Origin of the sequence: Streptomyces bullii (assembly GCF_042657145.1) — a bacterium.
Taxonomy (GTDB): Bacteria; Actinomycetota; Actinomycetes; order Streptomycetales; family Streptomycetaceae; genus Streptomyces; species Streptomyces bullii.
The window spans coordinates 230144-254792 of the sequence record NZ_JBHSNY010000002.1 but is presented as its reverse complement, the minus strand read 5'-3'; the positions used below and the strand labels follow the sequence as shown (position 1 = coordinate 254792).

Sequence of the window (24649 nt, the reverse complement as noted above, 5' to 3'; positions counted from 1 at the left end):
GGCTCCGCACCGCGCAGCTGTGTGTGCACGTTCCCAATTGATCGATCACGGGGAGACCATTCATGCCGGAGACCACGCCCAGGGGCCTCACCAGGCTCGCCTTCGGTGGGGACTACAACCCCGAGCAGTGGCCGGAAAGCGTCTGGCACGAGGACGTCCGGCTGATGCGGGAGGCCGGCGTCACGATGGTGAGCGTCGGGATCTTCTCCTGGGCGCTGCTGGAACCCACGCCCGGGGCGTACGACTTCGGCTGGCTCGACCGGCTCCTGGGCCTGCTGCACGACAACGGCGTCCGCGTCGACCTCGGCACCCCCACGGTCGCTCCGCCCGCGTGGTTCTACCGGACCCACCCCGAGGCGCTCCCGGTGACCGCCGAGGGGGTGCGCTACGAGTTCGGCTCCCGCGCCGCGATCTGCCACAGCAACGCCGACTACCGCGCCGCCGCCGCGACGATCACCACCCGGCTCGCCGAGCGCTACGGCGACCACCCCGCCCTCGCGATGTGGCACGTGCACAACGAGTACGGCGTCCCCGTCTCGGCCTGCTACTGCGACTCCTGCGCCGCCCACTTCCGCCGCTGGCTGGAGACGACGTACGGCACGGTCGACGCCGTCAACGACGCCTGGGGCACCGCCTTCTGGGGCCAGCGCTACGCCGACTTCGGCCAGATCAACCCGCCACGCCTGACCCCGACGGTCGGCAACCCGGCCCAGGCGCTGGACTACAAGCGGTTCGCCGACGCCACCATGCGCGAGAACTTCGTCATGGAGCGGGACATCCTGCACCGCCTGTCACCCGGTGTCCCGGTCACCACGAACTTCATGACCGCGCTCAGCCAGTGCGACTCCGTCGACTACTGGGCCTGGGGCCGCGAGGTCGACATCGTCACCAACGACCACTACCTGATCACCGACGGCCGCCGCACCCACGTCAACCTGGCGATGGCCGCCGACCTCACCCGTTCCGTCGCCGGCGGCGCCCCCTGGCTGCTGCTGGAGCACTCCACCTCGGGCGTCAACTGGCAGCCCCGCAACCCCGCCAAGGCGCCCGGGCAGATGGCCCGCAACTCCCTCGGACACGTGGCGCGCGGCTCCGAGGGCGCCATGTTCTTCCAGTGGCGGCAGTCCAGGCGCGGCGCCGAGAAGTTCCACTCGGCGATGGTCCCGCACGGCGGCACGGAGACCCGCGTCTGGCGCGAGGTCGTCGAACTCGGTTCCTGTCTGGGCTCGCTGGCGCAGATCCGCGGCACCCGCACCGAGGCCGACGTGGCCATGCTGTGGGACTGGCACTCCTGGTGGGCGCAGAGCCTGGCCTGGCGTCCCAGCGAGGACCACGACGCGCGCGAACGCGCCGACGCCTTCTACGAGACGCTCTACGACCGCCACCTCACCGTCGACTTCGCCCACCCGGAAGCCGACTTGTCGAGCTATCCCCTTGTCGTCGTACCGGCCCTGTACCTGATGACGCGGGCCGCCGGGGACAACCTCAGGGCGTACGTCGAGAACGGCGGGACCCTGGTCGTCTCGTACTTCTCCGGCATCGTCGACGAGCACGACGCCGTGCACGAGGGCTCCTGTCCGGGCGCGCTGCGGGACGTCCTCGGCCTGACGGTCGAGGAGTTCTCCCCGCTGCTGCCCGGTGAGCGGGTGCGCGTCACCGGCCCGGACGGGTCCGAGCTGGGCGGCGACGTGTGGACGGAGTTCGTGGTGCCGCGCGGCGCCGAGACCGTGTGGACGTACGCCGACGGACTGACCGCCGGCCACCCCGCCGTCACCCGGCACCGCCTCGGCGAGGGCACCGCCTGGTACGTCTCCACCCGCCTCGGTGCCGACGGCCTCGACGCGCTGCTCGGCCGGGCGATCGAGGACGCCCGGATCGCCCCGCGCACCGACCTGCCCCGCGACGTGGAGGTCGTGCGCCGCACCGGCGCGTCGGGCAGCTACCTGTTCGCCGTCAACCACACCGTGACCGACGCCAAGGTGCCGCTGGACACCGCCGGCACCGAACTGCTGACGGGCGAACGCACCGCGGGCCGCCTGCCGGTCCCCGCCGGAGCCGTCCGGGTCGTGCGACTCGACGGCTGAGCCGACTCCCCTTCGCCCGTGCGCGCCGCGAGCCGCGGGCCAAGGGGCTCCTCCCGCCGTCATGGCCGGAGGCCCCCCAACCCCTTACGTCGAAGGGACGACGGACGACGATGTTCCATCCCAGACGCTCCCTCAGGGCCCTGCTGCCGCCGCTCGCCGCGGGACTCGCCCTCACCGCCCTGCCCGCCACGACCGCCCAGGCCGCGAGCACCCTCACCAACGGCGGCTTCGAGGCCGACGGTTCGGGCGTGGCCACGCCCAGGGACTGGTCCGAGTACGGTTCCACCGGTGCCTCGTTCGTGGAGTCCGGCGGCCGCAGCGGGAGCTACCGCCTGAGCCACTGGGCGTCCTCCGCCTACAAGGTGGAGACGTACCAGTACCTGTCCGGGCTGACGAACGGCGCCTACAAGCTCACCGCCTGGGTTAGCTCCGGCGGCGGACAGAACGCCGCGTACATAGCCCTGAAGAACTGCGGCGGCGCCGAGCAGCGCACCGACCTGCCGGTCTCGGCCGGCGGGTGGATCCGGATCGTCGTGCCGGTCAACGTGACCAACAACCAGTGCACGATCAGCATCAACAGTGACGCGAACGCGGGCAACTGGATCAATGTCGACGACCTGACCTTCACGTCGGGCACTTCGGGCACGTCGATCAAGGGTGCCGACATCTCGTCCCTCGCCAAGAGCGAGGCCAAGGGCGGCGTCTACCGCACCGGCTCCGGCAGTGCCGGCGACGCGGTCGCCATCCTGAGGTCCGCCGGCATGAACTACGCCCGCCTGAAGGTGTGGGTCAACCCGGCCGACGGCTACAACAACAAGGCGCGCGTCCTGGCCATGGCCAAGCGCGTCAAGGCGCAGGGCATGAAGCTGCTGGTCGACTTCCACTACTCGGACACCTGGGCCGACCCGGGCGCCCAGTCCAAGCCGGCCGCCTGGTCGGGCCATTCGTACAGTCAACTCAAGACCGACGTGTACAACCACACGTACGACGTGTTGAACGCCTTGAAGGCCCAGGGCACCACCGCCGACATGGTCCAGGTCGGCAATGAGATCAACGGCGGCATGCTGTGGAACGAGGGCTCCACCAGCAACTGGCCGCAGCTGGCCGGTCTGCTCAACTCCGGCTACGACGCGGTCAAGGCGGTCAACTCCGGCACGACCGTCGCGCTGCACCTGGCCAAGGGCGGTGACCTGTCCGGCACCCGCTGGTGGTTCGACAGCGCACGCTCCAACGGCGTGAAGTTCGACGCCATCGGCCTGTCCTACTACGGCTACTGGCACGGCACGCTGGCCGAGTTCCAGACCACCCTCGACGACGCGGCCTCCCGCTACGGCAAGCCGGTCTTCGTCGCCGAGACGGCCTACCCGTTCCGGCTCGGCAGCGAGGACGCGCACCAGGACATCATCGACACCACCGGCGAGCTGGTCTCCGGCTACCCGGCGTCCGTGGCCGGGCAGACCCGGTGGATGAACGACGTCGCCAGCATCGTGGAAGCCGTCCCCAACGGCCGCGGTCTCGGCGTCTTCTACTGGGAGGCGACCTGGACCGCTGTCAACGGCAACGGCTGGGACCCGAACGACGCCTCCTCCGGCAACGGCTGGGAGAACCAGGCCCTGTTCGGCTACGACGACCGGGCCCTGTCGTCCATGGCGTGGTTCAGCCACCGCTGACCGAAGCACCCGTGGGCCCGGCCGCACCCGCGCGGCCGGGCCCACGCCCGTCATCGCTCGCGAAACGCCAACATCCCTGGGCAGCAGGGCCGTTCGGTACCGGACAAGGTGCCCCGGAGCCCCTGACGCAGTGGCATCAGCCGCGGGACAGTGGGCATAACCGGTAGCGGGAAGCTCGGGTGAAGGGGACGAGATGGTGAGGACTCCCGTCAGCCAGACCCGTCTGGACATCCTGGAGTGGCTGAAGGAACCGGGGCTCGCCGCCACCGGCGCCACCGCGGACGCCGTCGCCGCCCGGTTCGGCATGCCCCTCCCGGTCGCCACCACCCACCTCCGCCTGCTCGCGGCCATCGGCCTGCTGCGCACCGGCACCCTCGCGGGCCGCCCGCACTACCGGCGCGACGAGATGCGGATCGCCGAGGTCGCCCGCATGTTCGAGAAGGGCTGGTAGAGGGTCGGAGGCCCTCATGGACCGGCCCTCGGCTCCTGCCGTGCCGCAGCCGGCTCGCGACACCCTGCGGCCCTGCGGTCCCGACCCGGCCTCGGCGGTCCGTCCCGCTCCGCTGGACGGCGATCGGCGGCCTCCGGCCGCGAGGCCGCCGACCACCCCTCCTGGGCAGTCCGGGGGAGCGGGGCGTGGCGGTGTGCGAGCCGCCCGCCGCGAAATGACCCCCGCCGCGGTGTGGGGTTACCCTGTTGACCGGTCGCGATCACCTCGCGGCGCGGCGGTGGGGCCCGCCGTACCCGAACCGCGGCACCGGTGCCGCCAACGGTCCCTACTTGCGATCGAGAGTGCCCGCGTGCCCGGGCCCCGGCGAGTAGGAGACCTGCGCCATGACAACCCCGGAAGCCGACAGCGGACGACTGCCGGTGCCCTCTCTCCGCCCCCCGGCAACCACCGCACGGCCACCCGCCTGGCGTGCCCAGGCCCCCGTCGTCGCGGTGGTCGCGCTCGGCGGGGGAGCGGGGGCCGCCGCCCGGTACGCGGCCTCCGTGTGGTGGCCCACGGCGGCGGGCGGATTCCCCTGGACGACCTTGTGGGTGAACGTCGCCGGCTGCGCCGTGATCGGTGTGTTCATGGTGGTCATCACCGAGATCCGGGCGGCGCACCGCCTGGTCCGCCCCTTCTTCGGCACCGGCGTCCTCGGCGGCTTCACCACCTTCTCGACGTACGCCGTCGACATCCAGCAGCTCATCGACCACGGCCGGGCCGGACCGGCCCTGGCCTACCTCGCCGCGACCCCGCTCGCGGCGCTCGCCTCGGTGTGGCTCGCCGCCACGGCGACCCGCCGCGTCCTGAAGGGGAGGCAGCCATGACGAGGCTGACCGGCCGCGCCCTGCGCGTCACCGTCTTCGTCGGTGAGAACGACACCTGGCACCGCAAGCCGCTCTACTCGGAGATCGTGCACCGGGCCCACGCGGCGGGCCTCGCGGGCGCCAGCGTGTTCCGCGGCATCGAGGGCTTCGGCGCCTCCTCCCTCATCCACACCTCACGGCTGCTGTCGCTGAGCGAGGACCTGCCGGTGGCCGTCGTCATCGTCGACACCGAGGAACGCGTACGGGCCTTCCTGCCGCAGCTCGACGAACTGGTCACCGAAGGGCTGGTGATCCTCGACGACTGCGAGGTCAGCAGATACGTCGGCCGGGACGCGGATCCCGGCGCGACGGACGCGAAGGGTAAGAAGTCGTTGTGAACTGGCTGATGGTCGTCGCGGGGGCCATGGTCGGCGCCCCGCTCCGCTACCTGACCGACCGCGCGGTGCAGTCGCGGCACGACTCCGTCTTCCCGTGGGGCACGTTCACCGTGAACGTCGTCGGCTGCCTGGTCCTCGGCCTGCTGACCGGCGCCGCGGCGGCGGGGGCCGCGAGTTCCCATCTGCGGCTGCTGATCGGCACCGGGCTGTGCGGGGCCCTGACGACCTACTCCACCTTCACCTACGAGACGCTGCGACTGGCCGAGACGGGGGCGCGCGGCTACGCCGCCGCCAACGTGGTGGCGAGCGTGGCGGGCGGGGTCGGGGCGGCGTTCGCGGGCTTCGCGCTGGCACGCGGGATCGGGGCGTAGGCGGATTCTTGCCCGCGCGGTGTAGGACGGTGCCCTCCGCAGCCGTCTGAGCAGAACTGGATCCCATGAGCGTCATCAGCGTCGGTCAGGCCGTCGTCCTCGGAGCCGTCGAGGGGGTGACCGAGTTCCTGCCCGTCTCCTCCACCGGCCATCTGAAGATCGTCGAGGGGCTCATGGGCATCCCGGTCGACGACGCCGCCGTCGTCGGCTTCTCGGCCGTCATCCAGGTCGGCGCGATCGCCGCCGTGCTCGTGTACTTCTTCCGGGACATCGTGCGGATCGTCTCCGCCTGGTGCCGAGGGCTCCGCGACAAGGAGGAGCGCCACCACCACGACTACACGTTCGCCTGGTGGGTCGTCTGTGCGACCGTCCCGATCGTCGCCGTCGGCCTGGTCGCCAAGCCGCTCATCGAGGGCCCGCTCGCCTCGCTGTGGGTGGTCGCGGGCTCGCTGATCGCCGGCAGCGGCGTGATGTGGGCGGCGGACCAGATGGGCCGCCACAAGCGGGGCGAGGACGACACGTCGTTCAAGGACGCCATGCTCGTCGGCAGCTCCCAGATCCTGGCCCTGCTCTTCCCCGGCTTCTCCCGTTCCGGCGCCACCATGTCCACCGCTCTCGTCCTCGACCTGGACCGGGTGGCCGCCACCCGGCTCTCCTTCTTCCTCGGCATCCCCGCCCTCACCGGAGCCGGCCTGTACGAGCTCAAGGACGCGCTGGGCACCGGTGTGGGCGCGGCGCCGCTGGCCGTCGGCACGGTGGTCTCCTTCGGCGTGGCGTACGCCTCCATCGCCTGGCTGCTGAAGTTCGTCGCCAAGCACTCCTTCAACGCCTTCGTGATCTACCGGATCGTGGTCGGCGTGCTGCTCTTCGGCCTGCTGGCCACGGGCGTCTTGACCAGCTGATCCGTCCGGCGGGATGCTCCCTTTCAGGCTTCCCGGCTGCTGAATGCTTCCTTTCAGTCCCCTTGACAGTCACCTGCCGTCCCCCGCAGGATCACCCCGTGAACCTGTCAGACAGCCAGACAGGTGGTGCGGGGCCGCGGCGCGTCAGCGCGATGGAAGCGGTCCTCGCCCACCTCCGCGGCGCCATCGAGCGCGGCGAGTACGCCATCGGCGCCAAGCTCCCCTCCGAGGCGGAGCTGTGCCGCACCCTGGAGGTCTCCCGGCCCGTGCTGCGCGAGGCTCTGCGGGCGCTGCAGACCATGGGCCTGACCGTCTCCAAGACCGGCAAGGGCACCTTCGTCGTCGCTAACACCGTCGAGGACCCCACCTTCGGCGACTACGCGGCCAGCGACCTGCTGGAAGTGCGGCGCCACGTCGAGATCCCGGTCGCCGGGTACGCGGCCCGGCGCCGCACCCCGGAGAACCTCGACCACCTGGCCCACCTGCTCGACCGTATGGAACGGGAGACGGACACCACCGCGTGGGTCGCGATGGACACCCTCTTCCACCTCGCCGTGGCCGAGGCAGCCCAGAACCCGGTGTTCCGCCGGGTCATCGAGGAGATCCGGGACGCGCTGGCCCGCCAGTCGGCCTTCCTCAACGAGCTGGGCGGCCGCCGCGAGCAGTCCAACCGCGAGCACCGGGCGATCGTCGAGGCGCTGATCGACGGTTCCGCACGCGACGCGCAGGAGGCGATGGCCCACCACATCGACCGCGTCGAGACGACCCTCACCGACATCGTGCGTCCCGCGCGCACGGACACCCCCACGGAAGGCGGAACCGAGGCGTGAGCGAGCAGTCCCTGCACGAAGAGGTACGGGCACCCAGCGGCCATGTGGACGCCGGAGACGCGGGCTACAGCAAGTCCCTGAAGTCCCGGCACGTCAACATGATCGCGATCGGCGGCGCCATAGGCACCGGCCTGTTCCTCGGCGCCGGCGGCCGCCTCGTGGACGCCGGCCCGTCCCTGTTCCTCGCCTACGCGGTGTGCGGCGTCTTCGCCTTCCTCGTCGTGCGCGCCCTCGGCGAACTCGTCCTGTACCGGCCCTCCTCCGGCGCCTTCGTGTCGTACGCCCGTGAGTTCCTCGGCGAGAAGGGGGCCTACACCGCGGGCTGGATGTACTTCCTCAACTGGGCGACCACCGGCATCGCCGACATCACGGCCGTCGCCACGTACACCCACTACTGGGGCATGTTCTCCGACATCCCGCAGTGGGTGATCGCGTTGATCGCCCTCACCGTGGTCCTCGCCGTGAACCTGATCTCGGTCAAGATCTTCGGTGAACTGGAGTTCTGGTTCGCGATCGTCAAGGTCGGCGCGCTCGTCGTCTTCCTGTGCATCGGCATCTTCCTGCTGGTCACCCAGCACCCCGTGGACGGCCACGCCCCCGGCCCGTCCCTGATCACCGACAACGGCGGCCTCTTCCCCAACGGCCTGCTGCCCATGCTGCTGATCATCCAGGGCGTCGTCTTCGCCTACGCGTCGGTCGAGCTGGTCGGCGTCGCGGCCGGTGAGACACAGAACCCCGAGAAGATCATGCCGAAGGCGATCAACTCGATCATGTGGCGGGTCGGCCTGTTCTACGTCGGCTCGGTGCTGCTGCTGTCGATGCTGCTGCCCTGGTCCTCGTACAAGGCGGGGGAGAGCCCCTTCGTCACCGTGCTGTCCAACATCGGCGTCCCGGCGGCCGGCGGAGTGATGAACCTCGTCGTCCTCACCGCGGCGATGTCCTCCCTCAACTCCGGCCTGTACTCCACCGGCCGCATCCTGCGCTCCATGGCGATGGCGGGCTCCGCGCCGAGGTTCACCCGCGTCATGAGCCGCAGCCAGGTCCCCTACGGCGGCATCCTGCTCACCAGCGGCGTCTGCGTCCTCGGCGTCGGCCTGAACTTCGTCGTCCCGGCCGAGGCGTTCGAGATCGTGCTGAACTTCGCCGCGATCGGCATCCTCGCCACCTGGGGCATGATCATGGTCAGTCACCTGCTCTTCTGGCGGAGGACCCAGAGGGGCGAACTGACCCGCCCGGGCTACCGGCTGCCCGGCTCCCCCTGGACCGAAGGGGTGACGCTGGCGTTCCTCGCCGCCGTCCTGGTCCTCATGTACGCCGACGGCGGCGCCGGCCGCACCACGGTGCTGTGCCTGCCGCTGATCGTCGCGGCGCTGGTCGCCGGATGGTTCGCCGTCCGCGGCCGTGTCGCACGCACCTCCACCGAGGCCGACGCGTGACCCGCGTACCCGGCCACGACAACCCACCAGTGATACAGGCAGTGATGTACAGCAGTTCTCTCGCGGACGCACCCCAGGTCCGTGAACCCCTCCACGCCCCCGTCGCCCACCTCGTCCGCGGCGGGGTGGTGGAGGGCGTTCACTACGGCTCCGTCGTCGTCCTCGGCGCCGACGGACAGGTACAGCTCCAACTCGGCGACATCGAGGCCGCGTTCTACCCCCGGTCCGCGCTCAAGCCCGTGCAGGCCGTCGCCATGGTGCGGGCCGGGCTCCCGCTCGACGGCGACCTGCTGTCGCTGACCGCGGCCAGCCACTCCGGCGAGGAACGCCACCTCGCCGGTACCCGCCGCATCCTCGAACTCGCCGGGCTCACCGAGGGGCACCTGCGCAATGTCCCGGACCTGCCGTTCGGCCCGGTGGTCCGGGACACCTGGGTGCATGAGGGCCGCCCGCCCTCACGCCTTGCCCAGAACTGCTCCGGCAAGCACGCCGCCATGCTCTACACCTGCGCGCTCAACGGCTGGTCCCTCGACGACTACCTCGACCCCGGCCACCCGCTCCAGCAGGCGATCGCCGAGATCGTCGAGGACCTCACCGGCCAGCGCATCGCCCGGGTGACCGTCGACGGCTGCGGCGCGCCCCTGTTCTCCGTCTCGCTGCACGGCCTGGCCCGCGCCGCCGCCCGCATCACCACCGCCGCGCCCGGCACCCCCGAGGCCCGCGTCGCGGACGCCGTGCGCGACCACGCCGAGATGGCCTCCGGCTCCGGCCGGGACGTCGCCGCGCTGATGCGGGCCGTGCCCGGGCTGCTCACCAAGGACGGCTTCGAGGGCGTGCAGGTCGCCGCGCTGCCCGACGGCCGTGCCGTCGCCGTGAAGATCGCCGACGGCGCCGACCGGGCGCGCGTGCCCGTCGCCGCCGCGGCGCTCGCCCGGGCCGGCGTCGACCCGGTGCTCCTCGCCGAGTTCGCGGGCGAGCCGCTGCTCGGCGGCGGCGAACCCGTCGGCGGTGTCCGGCCGGTCCGCGCCCTCGACCCGCTTGCGCGGGCCGAGTACACCCACGTCTGAGAGAAGGCCCGCACAGCCATGACCGCCGCAGCCACCCGCAGCGAGCACGACCTGCTCGGCGACCGCGACGTCCCCGCCGAGGCGTACTGGGGCATCCACACCCTGCGCGCCACCGAGAACTTCCCCATCACCGGCACCCCGATCTCCGCCTACCCGCACCTCATCGACGCCCTGGCCGCCGTCAAGGAGGCCGCCGCCCTCGCGAACGAGGAACTCGGCCTGCTCGACCCGAAGAAGGCCACCGCCATCGTCGAGGCCTGCCGTGAGATCCGCGACGGCAAGCTGCACGACCAGTTCGTCGTCGACGTCGTCCAGGGCGGCGCCGGCACGTCGACGAACATGAACGCCAACGAGGTCGTGGCCAACCGCGCGCTGGAACTCCTCGGCCACGCCAAGGGGCAGTACCAGCACCTGCACCCCAACGAGGACGTCAACCTCGGCCAGTCGACGAACGACGTCTACCCGACCGCCGTCAAGATCGCGACCGTGTTCGCGGTACGCGGCCTGCTCAAGGCCATGGCGGTGCTGCAGGACGCCTTCGCCCGCAAGGCCGTCGAGTTCCGTGACGTCCTGAAGATGGGCCGCACCCAGCTGCAGGACGCGGTGCCGATGACGCTCGGGCAGGAGTTCTCCGCCTACGCGGTGATGCTCGACGAGGACCGCAGCCGGCTCGCGGAGGCGGTGGAGCTGATCCACGAGATCAACCTCGGTGCGACCGCCATCGGGACGGGGCTCAACGCCCCCGCCGGATACGCCGAGGCCGCCCGCCGCCACCTGGCCGCCCTCACCGGGCTGCCGCTCGTGACCGCCGCCAACCTCGTCGAAGCCACCCAGGACTGCGGCGCGTTCGTGCAGATGTCCGGCGTGCTCAAGCGGATCGCGGTCAAGCTCTCCAAGAGCTGCAACGACCTGCGGCTGCTGTCTTCCGGTCCGCGCGCCGGGCTCGGCGAGATCAACCTGCCGCCGGTGCAGGCGGGTTCGAGCATCATGCCCGGCAAGGTCAACCCGGTGATCCCCGAGGTCGTCAACCAGGTCGCCTTCGAGGTGATCGGCAACGACGTCACCATCACCATGGCCGCCGAGGCCGGGCAGCTCCAGCTCAACGCCTTCGAGCCGATCATCCTGCACTCCCTGTCGGAGTCCGTCACCCACCTGCGCAACGCCTGCGTGACGCTGGCCGAGCGCTGCGTCGACGGCATCACCGCCAACACCGAGGCGCTGCGCGCGACCGTGGAGAACTCCATCGGCCTGGTCACCGCCCTCAACCCGCACATCGGGTACACGGCCGCCACCGACATCGCCAAGGAGGCCCTGGCCACCGGCCGCGGCGTGGCCGAACTCGTCCTGGAAAAGGGCCTGTTGCCCGCCGAGACCCTCGCCGGCCTGCTGCGTCCCGAGGTGGTCGCCGGTACCGGCCGGGCCCTGGCCTGACCTGCGGCCGAGGAGAATGCCGACCATGACATCGTCGTTGACCTTCCAACCGGTGCTGGAGCGCATCGCCGAGGAGATCGAGCGGACCCCCGGCCGGGGCCGGCCCGCCGACTACATCCCGGCGCTCGCGGCCTGCGACCCGCGCCGTTTCGGCATGGCCGTGGCCGAGCTGGACGGCACGGTGTACGGGGTGGGGGACTGGCGGCAGCCGTTCTCCGCCCAGTCCATCACCAAGGTGTTCACGCTCGCCCTCGACCTGGCCCGCGAGGGCGACGAACTGTGGGAGCACGTGGGCCGCGAACCCTCGGGCAACCCGTTCAACTCCCTGGTGCAGCTGGAGCACGAGAACGGCATCCCGCGCAACCCGTTCATCAACGCGGGCGCCCTCGTCGTCACCGACCGGCTGCACACCCGTACCGGCGACGCGGCGGGCGAACTGCTCGCCTTCCTGCGCGCCGAGAGCGGCAACCCGGATCTGACCTGCGACAAGGAGGTCGCCGCCTCCGAGTCCGCGCACGGCGACCGCAACGCCGCCCTCGCCCACTTCATGGCGTCCTACGGCAACATCGACAACCCGGTGCCGGTCCTGCTCGACCAGTACTTCCGGCAGTGCTCCGTCGCCGCGTCCTGCGCCGACCTGGCCCTGGCCACCTCCTTCCTCGCCCGGCACGGCATCCGTGCCGACGGCACCCGCCTGCTCACCCGCAGCCAGGCCAAGCAGATCAACGCGATCATGCTGACCTGCGGGACGTACGACGCGGCGGGTGACTTCGCCTACCGCGTGGGCCTGCCCGGCAAGAGCGGGGTCGGCGGCGGCGTCATCGCGGTGGTCCCCGGGCGCTGCACGCTGTGCGTGTGGAGCCCGGGTCTCGACGAGCGGGGCAACTCGGTGGCGGGCGTGGCGGCACTGGACCGCTTCACGACCCTGACCGGACTGTCGGTGTTCTGAGCATCCGGCCTCAGGAGCCGTTGCACGCGCTGGTGTCCCCGCCGGACCGGCACTGCGCGTGCGGACCGCTGCAACCGGGCTCGGGTGCGGGCGGGTGGTCCTCCCGGTACCGCTCGCTCAGCGCGGCCCCCGACACGAGCAGCAGGGAACCCGGCCGGCACCTGCACGACGGCCGTGACGTCCGCCTTCCCCCGCGCCGTTAGGAACGCCGTGCCCGGCACGAGAGCGGCCGGCACGGCCGACGTCACGGCGACCGGTGTGACATCGGCGTCGGTGCCGCCGTCGCCGAAGAGCTCGAAGCCGGCCGCGCCCAGGCTCCACACGCAGGCCACCAGCGCGGCCACGGCGTCCGCCGCGAGCAGCAGCAGCGCCGGCTGCACGTCCGCCACCGGGTACGCGTCCGCCCGGAGCGGTGAGCATCGTGGGCCGCGGTCATGCCCCCGGGCTCACCGCCGCCGGCCCGTCGCGCCCTGAGTGCGGATACGCAACATCCGCTCACGGTTAATGCAGTTGTGGGCAAACCCGGTCACGGGTGAAGATCCTCCGCATGTTCTCGCGCAAGCAACGCCGTCCCCAGTCCCCCGAGCTGCTCAAGGCATGGCAGAGCCTGGACGAAGGGGACATCCCCGGGGCCCTGCGCCACCTCAGGCACGGCACCGACACCCTCCCCCTCGCCGAGGTCGCCCTCGTGGTGGCCCGGGCCGCGGGCACGGCCGGCTTCACCGACCTCCAGGAAGCCGCCACCACCCTGTCGTCCCACCCCGGCAAGGCGCGCCCGCTCTACGACTTCGGATACGCCTGCATCGAACGCGGCGTGTCCTACCTGGCGATCCCCGCGCTGCGCGAGGCACTGCGGCTGGCGCCGGGCACGCCCGCGGTCCTGCGGGAACTGGTCTCGGCGTACGAGGACGAGGGCCGGCACCGCGAGGCCGCCGACGTGCTCGGCGCACACGAGGACGGCTTCGCCGACTGGCCCGACCGCTACCTGCTGGTGTTCAACGCGCTCATGGCGGGCGACCTGGATCTCGCCCGCCGCCAGCACGCCCTGCTGCCCGACCCGGACGACACGACGTGGCGGCCCGCGCGGGACCGGCAGCGCCGGATGCTGGAGCGGGCGGACGCCGCCGAACAGGCCGCCCCGCTGGACCTGACCGACCTGCGCGGCTGGCAGTACGTCATCGGCGGCACCGTCCTGGGCACCCTGTCCCCGTTCGGTTTCGACGCGGGCATGGCCGGCCGGTACGCCTGGCTGCAGGACACCCACGACGGCTGCCTGCGGGGCCTGTCCCGCCTGAAGACCGTGCTCGACGCGGCCGGGGCACGGCCGGAGTCGGTGTCCCTGCTGCCCGACCGGAGCAGCCGCATCCTGGGCCTGGCCGCCGCCGACGTGCTCGGCCTCCCGGCGCTGCCCTTCGCCCCCGGCCGGGAGAACACCGTCGTCGTCGCGTACGACCTCAACGACCTGGCCGGCGAGGACGGCGGCCCGGAGATCCTCCAACAGCTCTTCCACCGGGTGCCCGGCCAGGTGCTCCACGAGCACGCGAGCTGCTGGACCGACCCGCCGGCCGTCACCCCGGACAGCGTGGCGCTGCTCCACCAGTCGGTCGTGGCGCCGTGGGGCGCGGGACTGCGGCAGAGCGCCGACGGCGGCGTCGAGCAGGGCGAGCCGGACGACCGCCCGGAGGCGGAGATCGCCGCGGAGATCGTGGCCGCCGACCCGGCCACGGACGAGGGCGACGGCGAGACCCCCGCCGACCCGGACGCACACCTCGCCGACTTCGTCGCGGCAGTCGGCGGCACCTGGCTCCAGGGTGACCGCGCCGCCCTCAAGACGTCCGGGCCCGTACGCAGTTCGCGCTTCGACTGACTGACGGACCGATCCGGGGGCGGTACTCCGGTTGCCGTGCGGTGCGGAGATCACGCGGCGGTCACACGCAGGCCGCCGCACGGCAGGCGGGGCGTCGCTTTCCGGCCACCCGACGTTGACACGCTGCCCGAGTGTTGGCCATGGCCTTTCCCGTCGATCTCCGCCGCTGCCAGATACTCGGTCTGGCCGGCACCGCCTTTCTCGCGCTGGGCGGTGAGACCGCCGGAGCCTTGCCCGCGCGGGAGTTGCTCGCCCCGGACTCCGTGCACGCCGCCCTCGGCCTGGTCGGTGTGTACTTCGGTCTGGTCCTGCTGATCGCCGCGTGGGTACTGCTGGGGCGGCTCGTCCGAGGCCCACGGCCGCCCGCGCCGCGTGCCCTGCTGCTGGTCCTCGCCGTCTGGGCTGCGCCGCTGCTGCTCGCGCCGCCGCTGTTCAGCCGGGACGTCTACAGCTATCTCGCGCAGGGCGCCATGGTCGAGGCCCACATCGACGTGTACACGCACGGCCCGTCCGCGCTCGGCGGGCCGCTCGCCGACGAGGTCGCGCCGCTCTGGCGGCACACGGCGGCCCCCTACGGCCCGGTCTTCCTCGCCGTCGCCGCCGTCCTGTCCGACGTCACCCGCGGCACCCTGTCCGCCGGCCTGTTCGGAATGCGGCTCGTCGCACTGGCCGGCGTGGCGCTGATGGTGGCCGCGCTGCCCCGCCTCGCCCGGCACAGCGGCGCCGACCCCTCCGCCGCGCTCTGGCTCGGCGCCCTCAACCCGCTCGTGCTGCTGCACCTGGTGGCGGGCGCCCACAACGACGCCGTCATGCTGGGCCTGCTCGGCGTCGGTCTGGTCGCGGCGCTGGGCCGGTGGCCGGTCCTGGGCGCCGTCCTCGTCACCCTCGCCGCCCTGGTGAAGGCACCGGCCGCGCTCGGCCTCGCCGCGGTCGTCGCCCTCCAGGTGCGCGCGGGCCGCACACCGGCGCGGGCCGTCATGACCACGGCCCTCGCGGCGGCGGCCGCCACCGTCGCCGCGACCGCCGCAGCGGGCACCGGCTACGGCTGGACCACCGCCCTCAACACCCCCGTCTCCGCCCAGAACTGGGCCCTCACCAGCCTGCTCGGCCGCGCCACCCGCGCCCTGCTGGAGCACCTCGGCAGCGACCTCGCACCCCTGGCCGTACCCGCCTGGCGGACCCTGGGCGTGGCGGCCGCGCTCGTCGCGATCCTCGTGATCTGGCTGCGGCTGCGGCCCCGGCCGGTGTACGCGCTCGGCCTGAGCCTGGCCGCGGTGGCCGCCCTCGGCCCGGCCGTCCGCCCCTGGTACGCCCTGTGGGGCCTGTTCCTCATCGCCGCCGCCGCGCCCAGCACCCCGGTACGTCACCGGACGGCGGCCGTCACCGGCGTCCTCGCCCTGTCCGTCCTGCCCAGCGGCGGCCCGGCGGACACCGGGCAACTGCTCCTGGCCGTGTCCGGCGGCGCGCTCGCGGTCGTCGTCCTGTGGCAGGCCCACCAGGCGGAGCCGGCCCCGGCGCTGGAGCGTGCGGCGTGAACACGAGACCGCCCCGCACCGGCCGCGGCCGGCTGCTGCTGGTGCTGGCCCTCGCCACCGCCGTGACCGTCTTCACCGCCACCGTGCCGCTGCTGCGCGACTGGTTCGACCTGCGCGTCTACTACGGCACCGTCGACACCTGGATCCACCACGGCGGACACCTCTACGACTACCGGGTCCCGGGGACGACGTACGGCTTCACCTACCCGCCGTTCGCGGCGGTCGCCATGCTGCCCCTGGCCCTGCTCGACTGGCCCACCACGATCGCGCTCGCCCTGCTGCTCAACCTGGCCGCCCTGGCGGTCGTCCTGCGCGTCCTCGCGGGGCCGGCCTGGCGGCGTCACGGCTGGTACGGCTGCGCCCTGGCCGCCTGCGGGCTGGCGCTGTTCGAACCGCTGCGGGACACCTTCAGCTTCGGGCAGGTCAACGTCCTGCTGCTGGCCCTCGTCCTCACCGACGCGTGGCTGCTGTCCACCGGCCGGGGACGGTGGGCCGGCGCAGGGGTCGGTCTCGCGGCGGCCGTCAAGCTCACGCCCGCGCTGTTCATCGCGCTGCTGCTGCTCGCCCGACGGTGGCGCGCCGCGGCCGTCGCCACGGCGGTCGCCGCGGCGGCCACGGCCCTCGCGGACCGAGTGGCCCCGGACGCCTCCCGGTTCTACTGGACCCAGGCCCTGTGGGACACGACGCGGGTGGGCCGCCTCGACTACGTCTCCAACCAGTCGCTGCAGGGCGTCCTGGCCCGGCTCGGCGAACCGGGCCGCCCGGCCTGGGCGCTGGCCGTACTGCTGGTGGTGTGCGTGTGGGCGTGGCGGGCGCGCCGGGCGGTCACCGCAGAGGACTGGACGGCCGCGTTCGCCCTCACCGGCCTCACCGCCTGTCTCGTCAGCCCGATCACCTGGGTGCACCATCTGGTGTGGCTGCTGCCGTCCTTCGCGGTGCTGGTCCGCGCCGGGCACCCGCGCGCCGCCGGGGTCCTGTACGCGGTGCTGTGCAGCAGCGTGGTGTGGCTGTGGGTCGACGACGCCTCCGGGATCGACGGGTTCCTCGGCGGCAACACCTACACCTGGATCACGCTGGGCCTGCTGCTGTGGCTGCCGGCCGGTCAGTCCTCTCCGCAGCGGCGGCCCACGGGCCGCAGCACCAACGCCACGGACCCGGCGCCCAGACCGGCGGCACCGGCGATCATCCCGGCCTCCGTCCAGCCGGGCCCCGCCTCCTCGGGCACGGCCGCCGCGACCGCGGGCTCCGCGTCCGGTCCGGGCCGCGGACGGGACCGCAGCGCGTCCAACGACCCCACCGCATCGACCCGCCCGGCCGCTTCGAAACCCCAGTCGAGCAGCGCGCGCGCCTCCTCGTACACGGCGAAGCCGCCGCCCTGCTGAGGGTTCATCACCGTCACCACGAGCGTCCGCCCGCCCCGGCGCGCCGCCGCGACGAGGGTGTGGCCCGCCTTGCTGGTGTAGCCGTTCTTGACGCCGATCAGCCCCCGGTACGGCTCCACCCCGTCGGCGCCCGTCAGCAGCCGGTTGGTGTTGCGGATCGGGTACGACCAGCCGCCGCGGCCGGGAAAGCCGACCTCGACCGTGGCGCAGTACCGCGCGAAGTCGGCGTTGCGCAGCCCCGCCCGGCCGAAGACCGCCAGGTCGTACGCCGACGACACCTGGCCCGGCGCGTCGTACCCGTCCGGGGACGTGACCCGGGTGTCGTGGGCGCCGAGCGAGCGGGCCTTGGCCTCCATCCGCTCGGCCGCGGCCCGCCGCCCGCCGCTGAGCGTGGCCAGCACCTGCACGGCGTCGTTGCCCGAGTTGAGGAACACCCCGTGCCACAGGTCGGCGACCCGGTACGTGTGCCCCTCGGCGACCCCCACCAGGCTGCTGCCGGACCCGACGTCCTCCAGTTCCCGTTCGCCGACCCGGTGCCGGATGCCGCCGGGCAGGACCGGCAGCATGGTGAGGGCGAACAGCGTCTTCAGTGTGCTGGCGGGCGGCAGCCGGCGGTGCGCGTCGTGCGCGGCGAGCACGTCACCGGTGCGGGCGTCGGCCACCAGCCACGACAGGGCGGAGACGTCGGGAACGTCGGGGGTCCCCTTGTGGGGCCGGACGTGTGTACCGGGCCGGTACAGCAGCGACGGCTGCGGCAGCCCCGCCCGCGGGCTCCCACCCGGGGGGCCGGGATCCGGCCCGGTGCGGGCCGCCGCCGCGGCGGGGAACAGCGCCAGCAGGCCCGCCACACACAGCGCGCAGGTGGACACGGCAGCCCGAGAAGCAAATCCGGTGGTCATACCGCAAACGTAGGAACGGGCGCGCCGAACACGGCGCTGGCCGGGCCGAACGCCACGGGTGAGCACCCGGACGGGCGATGCGGTGACGCTCCGTCAGTCGCCGGGCAGCGTCGGCTGGATGCGCCGCAGGAACGTCGCGTTGTCCGGCGTCTCACGCATCCGCTGCAAAAGGGTGTCCAGGTTGTCCTGCCCGTCCCGGGTGTGCAGGGCACGCCGCAGTCCGCGTACGGCGGTCAGTTCGGCGGGGGAGAGCAGGAGTTCCTCGCGGCGGGTGCCGGAGGGGGTGATGTCGACGGCGGGGAAGAGGCGCCGGGACGCCGCCTCCCGCTGGAGGCGGAGCTCCATGTTGCCGGTGCTCTTGAGCTCCTCGAAGTAGAAGTCGTCGGCGCGCGAACCGGTCTCCACCAGGGCCGTGGCGAGGACGGTGAGCGAGCCGCCCTCCTCGGTGTGGCGCGCGGCGCCGAAGAACCGCTTGGGCCCGAGCAGCGCGGTCGCGTCGACACCGCCGCTGAGGGTGCGCCCGCCGGAGGCCGCCGCGTTGTTGTGCGCGCGGCACAGCCGGGTGAGCGAGTCGAGGAGGATCACGACGTCCTCGCCCGCCTCGACGAGCCGCTTGGCCCGTTCGATGACCAGCTCGGCCAGCGCGATGTGCTGCCGGGGCGCCTGGTCGAAGGTCGAGGCGTACACCTCGCCCCGCACGGAGCGCCGCATGTCGGTGACCTCCTCGGGGCGTTCGTCGAGCAGCACCACCATCAGCCGGCACTCGGGGTGGTTGCCGGCGACGGCGGCCGCGAGCTGCTGGAGGAGGACGGTCTTGCCGGTCTTGGGCGGCGCCACGAGCAGGCCGCGCTGGCCCTTGCCGACGGGGGCGATCAGGTCGACGACGCGCCCGGCCAGTCCGGCCGCCGGGTGTTCGAGGCGCAGCCGCTCCCGGGGGTGCAGCGGCGTCAGATCCCGGAAGTGGCGCCGGTTCCGCTGCTCCTCGGGTGTACGGCCGTTGACGCGGACGACCTCGGTCAGGCCGCGCCGGTCGCCGCGGATGCCCTCGACGAGGTCGCCCCTGCGCAGGCCGTGACGGCGGATCACCGCGGCGGACACCGGCGGATCGGCCGGCGAGGGCAGGCAGCTCACGGCCCGCAGATGCCCCGTCCCGCCCGCGTCGATGTCGAGGACACCGGTGACGGCCTGAGCCGGGGACTCCTGCTGGACGGCAGGACGGTCGAGTGTGGTGGTCATGTGGTGGGTGTCCTTTCGCGGACGGCAGATGGGGGACAAACGAAGGGGGGAAGAACGGAAGCCGCGCGGTGAGGGCGGGCACGCGCCTCCTGGCGGCGGGAACAGCGCCTCGGCCACGGCGTGGAAGCCCTGGTCACGAGGGGTGCTGGGAAGCCGATGCGCCGGTCGAGCGGCGACGGGCGGAATCGGCGAACGGAGAATGATCGAGTACCGGCGCCCTAGATGGGGCGCACATGTGGGCTCACCGCACTGTAACACCGCGTGGGGTGGTACGGGCAGACACAGCGCGACTCAGCGAACGGCCGGCATCCCACCGCCCACCGCCCGGGCGCGGCGGACGACTTCGCGAATCGCTGCACCGCACCCGGTGCCGATGCGGCCGGGTCCCGTTCGTCGGTGGGGTGAAGGAAGCCCATGAGGACCGGCAGGACCCATGAAGTACATGTCGCTGGTCTGCGGCGAAGCAGCGGGCTCACCTAGGCTGACAGTATGTTCAGCCCCGAAGGCCCCAGTCTGCGCGAGCTCGCGGTCCAGGCGCTGTCGTCCGTCGAACGCGGCTACGACCTCCTCGCGCCGAAGTTCGACCACACCCCCTTCCGGACGTCCGACACGGTGCTCGACGCGGTCGGGGCGGCGCTGGAGCGGACGGGCCCCTTCGGCGCCGGGCTGGACCTGTGCTGCGGTACGGGAGCGGGCACCGACGTGCTGGCCCGGGCGTGCCGGGACAGTGTCACCGGGGTCGACTTCAGCGCCGGGATGCTCGCCGTCGCACGGGAACGGCCGCGTCCGGCCGGACCCCCCGTCTCCTGGGTCCGCGCGGACGTCCGCGCGCTGCCGTTCGGGCCCGCCTTCGACCTCGTGGTGAGCTTCGGGGCCTTCGGCCACTTCCTGCCTCGCGAGCTGCCGGGGCTGTTCGCGCAGGTCCACTCCGTGCTGCGGCCGGGCGGCTGCTTCGCCTTCCCGCTCGTCGCGCCGCCCCGCCCGGGGTCGCTCGGCTACTGGATGCTCCTGGGTTTCGACGCGGTCATGCGGGTGCGCAACGCGGTGTGGCGGCCGCCGTTCGTCATGTACTACCGGACCTTCCGGCTCGGCGACGTCCGGCGGGAGCTGACGCGGGCGGGGTTCCGGGTGGAGTTGTGGGCGCTGCCCGAGTTCGGGTGGCGCGAGGACGGCAGTCCGCGGGTGCGGCTCGTCGTGGCACGGCGGTGAGGGGCACGAGGCGGCCGGGCTAAGTTCTTTTCCCACTTGTAAGTTTGGTTTTCCAACTCGCCAGGCTATGGTGAGCGCGTGACGACAACGACCGACACCGAGACCCGGATCGACCCCGAGTGGTGGTCCTGGGAGGGAGCGCACGGCGGCCATGCCGCCGCCGTGGCCCTGACCGCCGTACGCGAACGTCTCGCCGGCGGTGGCCGACCGGTCCGCACGCTGACCACGCACTTCCTGGCCCCCGTCGCCGCCGACCCGCTGCACGTGTCCGGCACCGCGCCCTCGACCGGCCGCCGGACCGCCGCCTGTGTCTTCACCGGCCACCAGAACGGGGCACCCGTCCTGCTCGGCTCGGCGCTGTTCGGCCCGGACCGCTCCGGACCCGCGCATGCCGGACAGCCGGCCCCGGACGTACCCGGACCCCACGACTGCCCGCCCCTGCGGCTCCAGCCCTGGCTGGCCCCCTTCGCCCAGCGGGTCGACATCCGGCCCGCCACGGCGGATCTCCCGCTGGCGGGCGGCCCCCGGGCCGAACTCGTCGCCTGGGTGCGGTTCGCGGACGGGCAGGTGCTCGACGCCGCGGGCGTCACCACCCTCACCGATGTCCTGCCGCCCGCCCTCTTCGCCCGCTGGCGCACGCCGCGCCCGGTGCCCACCGCGGAACTGACCGTCCACTTCACCGACGCCGTCGAGGACGCCCTGGACGGCTGGGCGCTCGTGCGCATCCGCACCGACCACGCGGGCGGCGGGTGGGCCGTGGACGACAGCGCGGTGTGGTCGGCGGACGGCCGGCTGCTGGCGCTGGGGCGGCAGGCCAGGGTGGTGCGGGCGGGTCCCGCCTGACCGGCCGTACGGCACCGCCGCCGGCCGCCCGGCCGCGCGCGGTCAGCCCGCGGACGGCAGGGTGAACTCGTAGACCAGGGCCTCCCGTTGGTCGTCCACCACGAGGTCGGTGATCTCCAGCGGGCGGGCGTACTGGTCGTGCACCCGCCGGGTGACGCGCACCGAGGTCGTGCCCGGGAGCGGGGTGATGCAGTCCCGGTGGTGCAGGGTGAGCCCGGCCCTGCGCATCCAGTCGTAGGCCCGCCGCAACTGTGCGCCGGCCCGGCCGTCGGCACGGTCGCGGTAGCGGGCCAGTTCCTCGACCTCGGCGAGCGCCACCGCGGAGAACGACGTCACCGCCGTCCGCCGCCCGCGCCCGTCGGCGGTCGCCGACCGGTAGCGGTGCACCAGGGTCGGCCGGTGCGGGGCCAGTCCCAAAGCCTCGGCGTGCTCCGGTGACGGGGGCTCCCAGGTGACGGTGGCCCGGGCCACCGCGCCGTGACGCGCGGCCCGGGCCCCGACCGGGAAGGTGAGGCAGTCCGGGGTCTCCACCGGCAGGCCGGGCAGGGTGGCGTGGCTGCCCCGGCGGTCGGTGGCGACCAGTCCGTCCCGGCGCAGCAGGTCGAGCGCCTGCCGTACGGTCTCCCGGCTGACCCCGAAGTGCTCGGCCAACTGCCGTTCGCCCGGCAGCCGTTCGCCGGGCGGGATGGTCCCGCCGCGCAGTTCACCGAGCAACTCCGTCGCGATCCGCCGGTACAGGGGCTCCCCTCGGGTGAGCGGGTGGTCGTGCGGGGTGCTGCGGGCCATGCCGCGCCTCCTGGTGGTCACATGCGGTAGCCGTGCGGGCTCGTAGCGCCACCAGATCTAGCATTGGTCTAAACCAGCAGGGAAGGGTGATCCGCCGGTTCGGCCGAAACCGGCCCGCCCGCGACCGTGTTACAGCGCGCCGTACAAGGCGTCGACGAGAGCCGTTTTGCGCGGGTCGTCGGCGATGTGCGGCCCCATGCGGTTCAGGGCGTAGCCCAGCGACACCCCCGCCTCCGGGTCCGCGAGCCCGCAGGAGCCGCCGAAACCGTCGTGACCGAAAGCGCGCGGGTTGGGTCCGTAGGAGCCGTTCGGACCGCTGAGCCACAGGCCGAGCCCCGCCTCGGTCTCGCCCTCGAAGCCTGCGCCGAGCACCAGATCCCGGCAGGCGCCCTGCCCCTCGCGCACCCGCTCGGCCGCCTCGGGGGAGAGGAAGCGGTGGCCGCCGTACGCGCCGTGCCCCGCGAAGATCGCGTACAGCGCGGCGACGGCCCGCGCGGTGCCGTGTCCGTTCACGGCCGGTATCTCGGCGGCCCGCCACCCCGGCGAGTTGGCCTCCGCCGCACCCACCGGCGGATTGGTCAGCGCGGCGAGCGCGGCAGGCGCCGACCGGGCGAAGACGGCGGCCCGTGCACGGGTCGGCGCGGCCGGCGGCTGCACCAGCTCGGCCGCCCTGTCCCACTCCTTCTCCGGCAGCCCGATGGTGAAGTCGACGCCGAGCGGCCCGGTCACCTCCCGCTCCAGGAACGCACCGGGCAGCAGTCCGGACACCCGCCGGACCACCTCGCCCACGAGGTGGCCGTACGTCAGCGCGTGATACCCCGACCGTGTCCCCGGCTCCCACCAGGGCCGCGCCGCCGCGAGCCGCTGCGTGGTCAGCTCCCAGTCGTACAACTGCGTCAGCGAGTGCGGTTCACGCAGACCGGACAGACCGGCCCGGTGCGACAGCAGATGCCGTACGAGCACCTTCTCCTTGCCCGCCGCCGCGAACTCCGGCCAGTACGCCGCCACCGGCGCGTCGAGGTCGAGCAGTCCCCGGTCGGCGAGGATGTGCGCGCACAGCGCCACCGGGCCCTTCGACGTCGACCACACGTTGACCAGCGTGTCCCGCTCCCAGGGGCGGGTGCGTGCCGCGTCCGCCCAGCCGCCCCACAGATCCACCACCGTCACACCGTCGACCATGACGGTCACGGCGGCCCCCAGCTCGCCCCGCTCCCGGACGTTCTCCTCGAACGCCGCGCGCACCGCCGCGAAACGCCGGTCGCAGTGGCCGTCAACGGCTGCCTCGTGCCCGGACATCGCCCCTCCCTCGGCCGTCACCAGGCCCGGGGCCGCGCTGCCGCGACCCGGGCGCCCAGAACGTACCGACTGGTCGGACCAGGGGAAACCCCGCGAACCGGGAAAGGCCGAATCAGGTGCCAGGGCGTGCGGAGCGCGGGCTCAGACGTACGACCGCATCCAGCGCAGCTTGGCCGCCTCCTGGAAGGGGCCGCCGCCCTCGTGGTCGTTGAAGTCGTACACCTCGATCGCCTTGTCGTCGTGCGCCCAGGCGTTGAAGGCCGCGAACACGGTGGAGGGCGGGCACGTCTGGTCCTCCAGCGCCGCCGAGAACAGGGCCGGGGCCCGACCGCGGGCGGCGAAGTGCACGGCGTCGAAGTAGGAGAGCGTGCGCAGGGCGTCCTGCGAGCGGCCGCGGTGCGTCTTCAGGTACAGGCCGATCTCCCGGTACGGGTGACGGTCCGTGAGAGTGGCGGCGCGCGGGAAGTCGCACAGGAACGGCACGTCCGGCGCGATGCCCGCCAGGTCCGGCACCAGACCGCCCACCGCGATCGTGATGCCGCCGCCCTGGCTGGCGCCGACGGCGACCGTGCGGGCCGGGTCGGTCAGCGGGTGGGAGCGGGCCGCCTCGACGGCGCGGACCGCGTCGGTGAACACCCGGCGGTAGTAGTAGTTCTCGGGCGCGTCGATGCCGCGCGTCATGAAACCGGGGTACGCGGGCGCGCCGCCCACCGGGTCCGCGGTGCCGCCGCCGGCGCCCCAGGCGCTGCCCTGGCCGCGGGTGTCCATCACGAAGTGGGCCCGCCCGGTGGACGCCCACAGCAGGTGCTCGTGCGGCAGGCCGCGTCCGCCTCCGTAGCCGATGAACTCCACGACCAGCGGCAGCGGCGCCTCCGCGTCCGCGGGCAGGGTCAGCCAGCCCTTGACCGGGTGGCCACCGTACCCGGCGAACGTCACGTCGTACACCCGCACCGTGGCCAGGCCCGTGTCGACCGGCTCGAAACGGGCGTCCAGGTCGTGTTCGCGGGCCTCCTGCAGGGTCTTGGCCCAGAAGGCGTCGAAGTCCTCGGGCTCGGTGGACGCGCTGCGGTACTCGCGGAGTTCCTCGAGAGGAAGGTCGAACAGGGCCATCTGGGACCGCCTTTGTGAGGAGACAGTGCGGATGATCACACCGTACGTGGTT

At 73.0% G+C, this 24649-nt stretch carries 21 protein-coding genes and 1 pseudogene; 17 read left to right on the top strand and 5 right to left on the bottom strand.

Going from position 1 to position 24649, the window contains the following annotated elements:
- Positions 1-62 precede the first annotated feature (62 nt).
- From ACFPZJ_RS05310 to ACFPZJ_RS05240, 15 genes are all read left to right on the top strand, one after another.
- A complete protein-coding gene (locus ACFPZJ_RS05310; protein WP_381017904.1) occupies positions 63-2084 on the top strand; it encodes a beta-galactosidase in 2022 nt (673 codons plus the stop codon).
- Between the two features lie 110 nt (positions 2085-2194).
- A complete protein-coding gene (locus tag ACFPZJ_RS05305; protein ID WP_381017901.1) occupies positions 2195-3754 on the top strand; it encodes a glycoside hydrolase family 53 protein in 1560 nt (519 codons plus the stop codon).
- A gap of 193 nt (positions 3755-3947) precedes the next feature.
- Positions 3948-4205 (top strand): helix-turn-helix domain-containing protein, encoded by a 258-nt coding sequence (locus ACFPZJ_RS05300; RefSeq protein ID WP_381017898.1) that lies wholly within the window; start codon positions 3948-3950, stop codon positions 4203-4205.
- A gap of 383 nt (positions 4206-4588) precedes the next feature.
- Complete coding sequence (crcB, locus tag ACFPZJ_RS05295) at positions 4589-5071, top strand: fluoride efflux transporter CrcB (protein ID WP_381017895.1); 483 nt, start codon at positions 4589-4591, stop codon at positions 5069-5071.
- Positions 5068-5448: a DUF190 domain-containing protein gene (locus ACFPZJ_RS05290; RefSeq protein ID WP_381017892.1), complete on the top strand. Its 381-nt coding sequence runs from the start codon at positions 5068-5070 to the stop codon at positions 5446-5448. The genes crcB (ACFPZJ_RS05295) and ACFPZJ_RS05290 overlap by 4 nt, the downstream gene beginning before the upstream one ends.
- A complete protein-coding gene (gene crcB / locus ACFPZJ_RS05285; RefSeq protein ID WP_381017889.1) occupies positions 5445-5819 on the top strand; it encodes a fluoride efflux transporter CrcB in 375 nt (124 codons plus the stop codon). The genes ACFPZJ_RS05290 and crcB (ACFPZJ_RS05285) overlap by 4 nt, the downstream gene beginning before the upstream one ends.
- A gap of 65 nt (positions 5820-5884) precedes the next feature.
- Positions 5885-6721: an undecaprenyl-diphosphate phosphatase gene (locus ACFPZJ_RS05280; protein ID WP_381017886.1), complete on the top strand. Its 837-nt coding sequence runs from the start codon at positions 5885-5887 to the stop codon at positions 6719-6721.
- A 152-nt stretch (positions 6722-6873) separates the two neighbouring features.
- Positions 6874-7551, top strand: coding sequence for a FadR/GntR family transcriptional regulator (locus tag ACFPZJ_RS05275; protein WP_381018967.1), 678 nt, complete (start codon positions 6874-6876; stop codon positions 7549-7551).
- Positions 7548-8987, top strand: coding sequence for an amino acid permease (locus tag ACFPZJ_RS05270; protein ID WP_381017883.1), 1440 nt, complete (start codon positions 7548-7550; stop codon positions 8985-8987). Before ACFPZJ_RS05275 ends, ACFPZJ_RS05270 begins: the two co-directional genes overlap by 4 nt.
- Positions 8988-9031: 44 nt before the next feature.
- Positions 9032-10054 (top strand): asparaginase, encoded by a 1023-nt coding sequence (locus ACFPZJ_RS05265; RefSeq protein ID WP_381017880.1) that lies wholly within the window; start codon positions 9032-9034, stop codon positions 10052-10054.
- A gap of 18 nt (positions 10055-10072) precedes the next feature.
- The gene (aspA, locus tag ACFPZJ_RS05260; protein ID WP_381017877.1) at positions 10073-11485 is read left to right on the top strand and encodes an aspartate ammonia-lyase; all 1413 of its coding nucleotides are present in this window, start codon (positions 10073-10075) and stop codon (positions 11483-11485) included.
- Positions 11486-11501: 16 nt separating this feature from the next.
- Positions 11502-12434: a glutaminase gene (locus tag ACFPZJ_RS05255; protein ID WP_381017874.1), complete on the top strand. Its 933-nt coding sequence runs from the start codon at positions 11502-11504 to the stop codon at positions 12432-12434.
- A 547-nt stretch (positions 12435-12981) separates the two neighbouring features.
- Entirely contained in the window at positions 12982-14301 is a 1320-nt protein-coding gene (locus ACFPZJ_RS05250) for a tetratricopeptide repeat protein (RefSeq protein ID WP_381017871.1), read from the top strand.
- Positions 14302-14441: 140 nt separating this feature from the next.
- On the top strand, positions 14442-15836 hold the full coding sequence (gene mptB / locus ACFPZJ_RS05245; protein ID WP_381017868.1) for a polyprenol phosphomannose-dependent alpha 1,6 mannosyltransferase MptB: 1395 nt from the start codon (positions 14442-14444) through the stop codon (positions 15834-15836).
- Positions 15833-17218: a glycosyltransferase 87 family protein gene (locus ACFPZJ_RS05240; RefSeq protein WP_381017866.1), complete on the top strand. Its 1386-nt coding sequence runs from the start codon at positions 15833-15835 to the stop codon at positions 17216-17218. Before mptB ends, ACFPZJ_RS05240 begins: the two co-directional genes overlap by 4 nt.
- Before the next feature lie 59 nt (positions 17219-17277).
- Here ACFPZJ_RS05240 and ACFPZJ_RS05235 read toward each other — a convergent pair.
- Together ACFPZJ_RS05235 and rho are read right to left on the bottom strand one after the other, a co-directional pair.
- A pseudogene (locus ACFPZJ_RS05235) lies at positions 17278-18117 on the bottom strand (D-alanyl-D-alanine carboxypeptidase family protein); the annotation flags it as partial.
- Positions 18118-18210: 93 nt separating this feature from the next.
- Positions 18211-19353, bottom strand: coding sequence for a transcription termination factor Rho (gene rho / locus ACFPZJ_RS05230; protein WP_381017863.1), 1143 nt, complete (start codon positions 19351-19353; stop codon positions 18211-18213).
- A 489-nt stretch (positions 19354-19842) separates the two neighbouring features.
- Between rho and ACFPZJ_RS05225 the strand changes: the two genes are divergently transcribed.
- Complete coding sequence (locus ACFPZJ_RS05225) at positions 19843-20562, top strand: class I SAM-dependent methyltransferase (RefSeq protein WP_381017860.1); 720 nt, start codon at positions 19843-19845, stop codon at positions 20560-20562.
- A 78-nt stretch (positions 20563-20640) separates the two neighbouring features.
- A complete protein-coding gene (locus ACFPZJ_RS05220; RefSeq protein ID WP_381017857.1) occupies positions 20641-21405 on the top strand; it encodes an acyl-CoA thioesterase in 765 nt (254 codons plus the stop codon).
- 42 nt (positions 21406-21447) lie between these two features.
- Here the strand turns inward: ACFPZJ_RS05220 and ACFPZJ_RS05215 are convergent, their stop codons facing one another.
- The 3 genes from ACFPZJ_RS05215 to ACFPZJ_RS05205 form a co-directional block, all read right to left on the bottom strand.
- Positions 21448-22191 carry a GntR family transcriptional regulator gene (locus tag ACFPZJ_RS05215; protein ID WP_381017855.1) on the bottom strand — a complete coding sequence of 248 codons (744 nt, stop codon included), beginning with the start codon at positions 22189-22191 and terminating at the stop codon, positions 21448-21450.
- Between the two features lie 129 nt (positions 22192-22320).
- Complete coding sequence (locus ACFPZJ_RS05210; protein ID WP_381017852.1) at positions 22321-23487, bottom strand: serine hydrolase domain-containing protein; 1167 nt, start codon at positions 23485-23487, stop codon at positions 22321-22323.
- Positions 23488-23628: 141 nt separating this feature from the next.
- Positions 23629-24597, bottom strand: a complete 969-nt coding sequence (locus ACFPZJ_RS05205; RefSeq protein WP_381017849.1) for an acetylxylan esterase — start codon at positions 24595-24597, stop codon at positions 23629-23631.
- Positions 24598-24649 lie beyond the last annotated feature (52 nt).

Coding starts and splice junctions, on each gene's coding strand:
- ACFPZJ_RS05310 (WP_381017904.1), top strand. CDS start 63: ATGCCGGAGACCACGCCCAGGGGCCTCACCAGGCTCGCCTTCGGTGGG.
- ACFPZJ_RS05305 (WP_381017901.1), top strand. CDS start 2,195: ATGTTCCATCCCAGACGCTCCCTCAGGGCCCTGCTGCCGCCGCTCGCC.
- ACFPZJ_RS05300 (WP_381017898.1), top strand. CDS start 3,948: ATGGTGAGGACTCCCGTCAGCCAGACCCGTCTGGACATCCTGGAGTGG.
- crcB (WP_381017895.1), top strand. CDS start 4,589: ATGACAACCCCGGAAGCCGACAGCGGACGACTGCCGGTGCCCTCTCTC.
- ACFPZJ_RS05290 (WP_381017892.1), top strand. CDS start 5,068: ATGACGAGGCTGACCGGCCGCGCCCTGCGCGTCACCGTCTTCGTCGGT.
- ACFPZJ_RS05280 (WP_381017886.1), top strand. CDS start 5,885: ATGAGCGTCATCAGCGTCGGTCAGGCCGTCGTCCTCGGAGCCGTCGAG.
- ACFPZJ_RS05275 (WP_381018967.1), top strand. CDS start 6,874: ATGGAAGCGGTCCTCGCCCACCTCCGCGGCGCCATCGAGCGCGGCGAG.
- ACFPZJ_RS05265 (WP_381017880.1), top strand. CDS start 9,032: ATGTACAGCAGTTCTCTCGCGGACGCACCCCAGGTCCGTGAACCCCTC.
- aspA (WP_381017877.1), top strand. CDS start 10,073: ATGACCGCCGCAGCCACCCGCAGCGAGCACGACCTGCTCGGCGACCGC.
- ACFPZJ_RS05255 (WP_381017874.1), top strand. CDS start 11,502: ATGCCGACCATGACATCGTCGTTGACCTTCCAACCGGTGCTGGAGCGC.
- ACFPZJ_RS05250 (WP_381017871.1), top strand. CDS start 12,982: ATGTTCTCGCGCAAGCAACGCCGTCCCCAGTCCCCCGAGCTGCTCAAG.
- mptB (WP_381017868.1), top strand. CDS start 14,442: ATGGCCTTTCCCGTCGATCTCCGCCGCTGCCAGATACTCGGTCTGGCC.
- rho (WP_381017863.1), bottom strand. CDS start 19,353: ATGACCACCACACTCGACCGTCCTGCCGTCCAGCAGGAGTCCCCGGCT.
- ACFPZJ_RS05225 (WP_381017860.1), top strand. CDS start 19,843: ATGTTCAGCCCCGAAGGCCCCAGTCTGCGCGAGCTCGCGGTCCAGGCG.
- ACFPZJ_RS05215 (WP_381017855.1), bottom strand. CDS start 22,191: ATGGCCCGCAGCACCCCGCACGACCACCCGCTCACCCGAGGGGAGCCC.
- ACFPZJ_RS05210 (WP_381017852.1), bottom strand. CDS start 23,487: ATGTCCGGGCACGAGGCAGCCGTTGACGGCCACTGCGACCGGCGTTTC.
- ACFPZJ_RS05205 (WP_381017849.1), bottom strand. CDS start 24,597: ATGGCCCTGTTCGACCTTCCTCTCGAGGAACTCCGCGAGTACCGCAGC.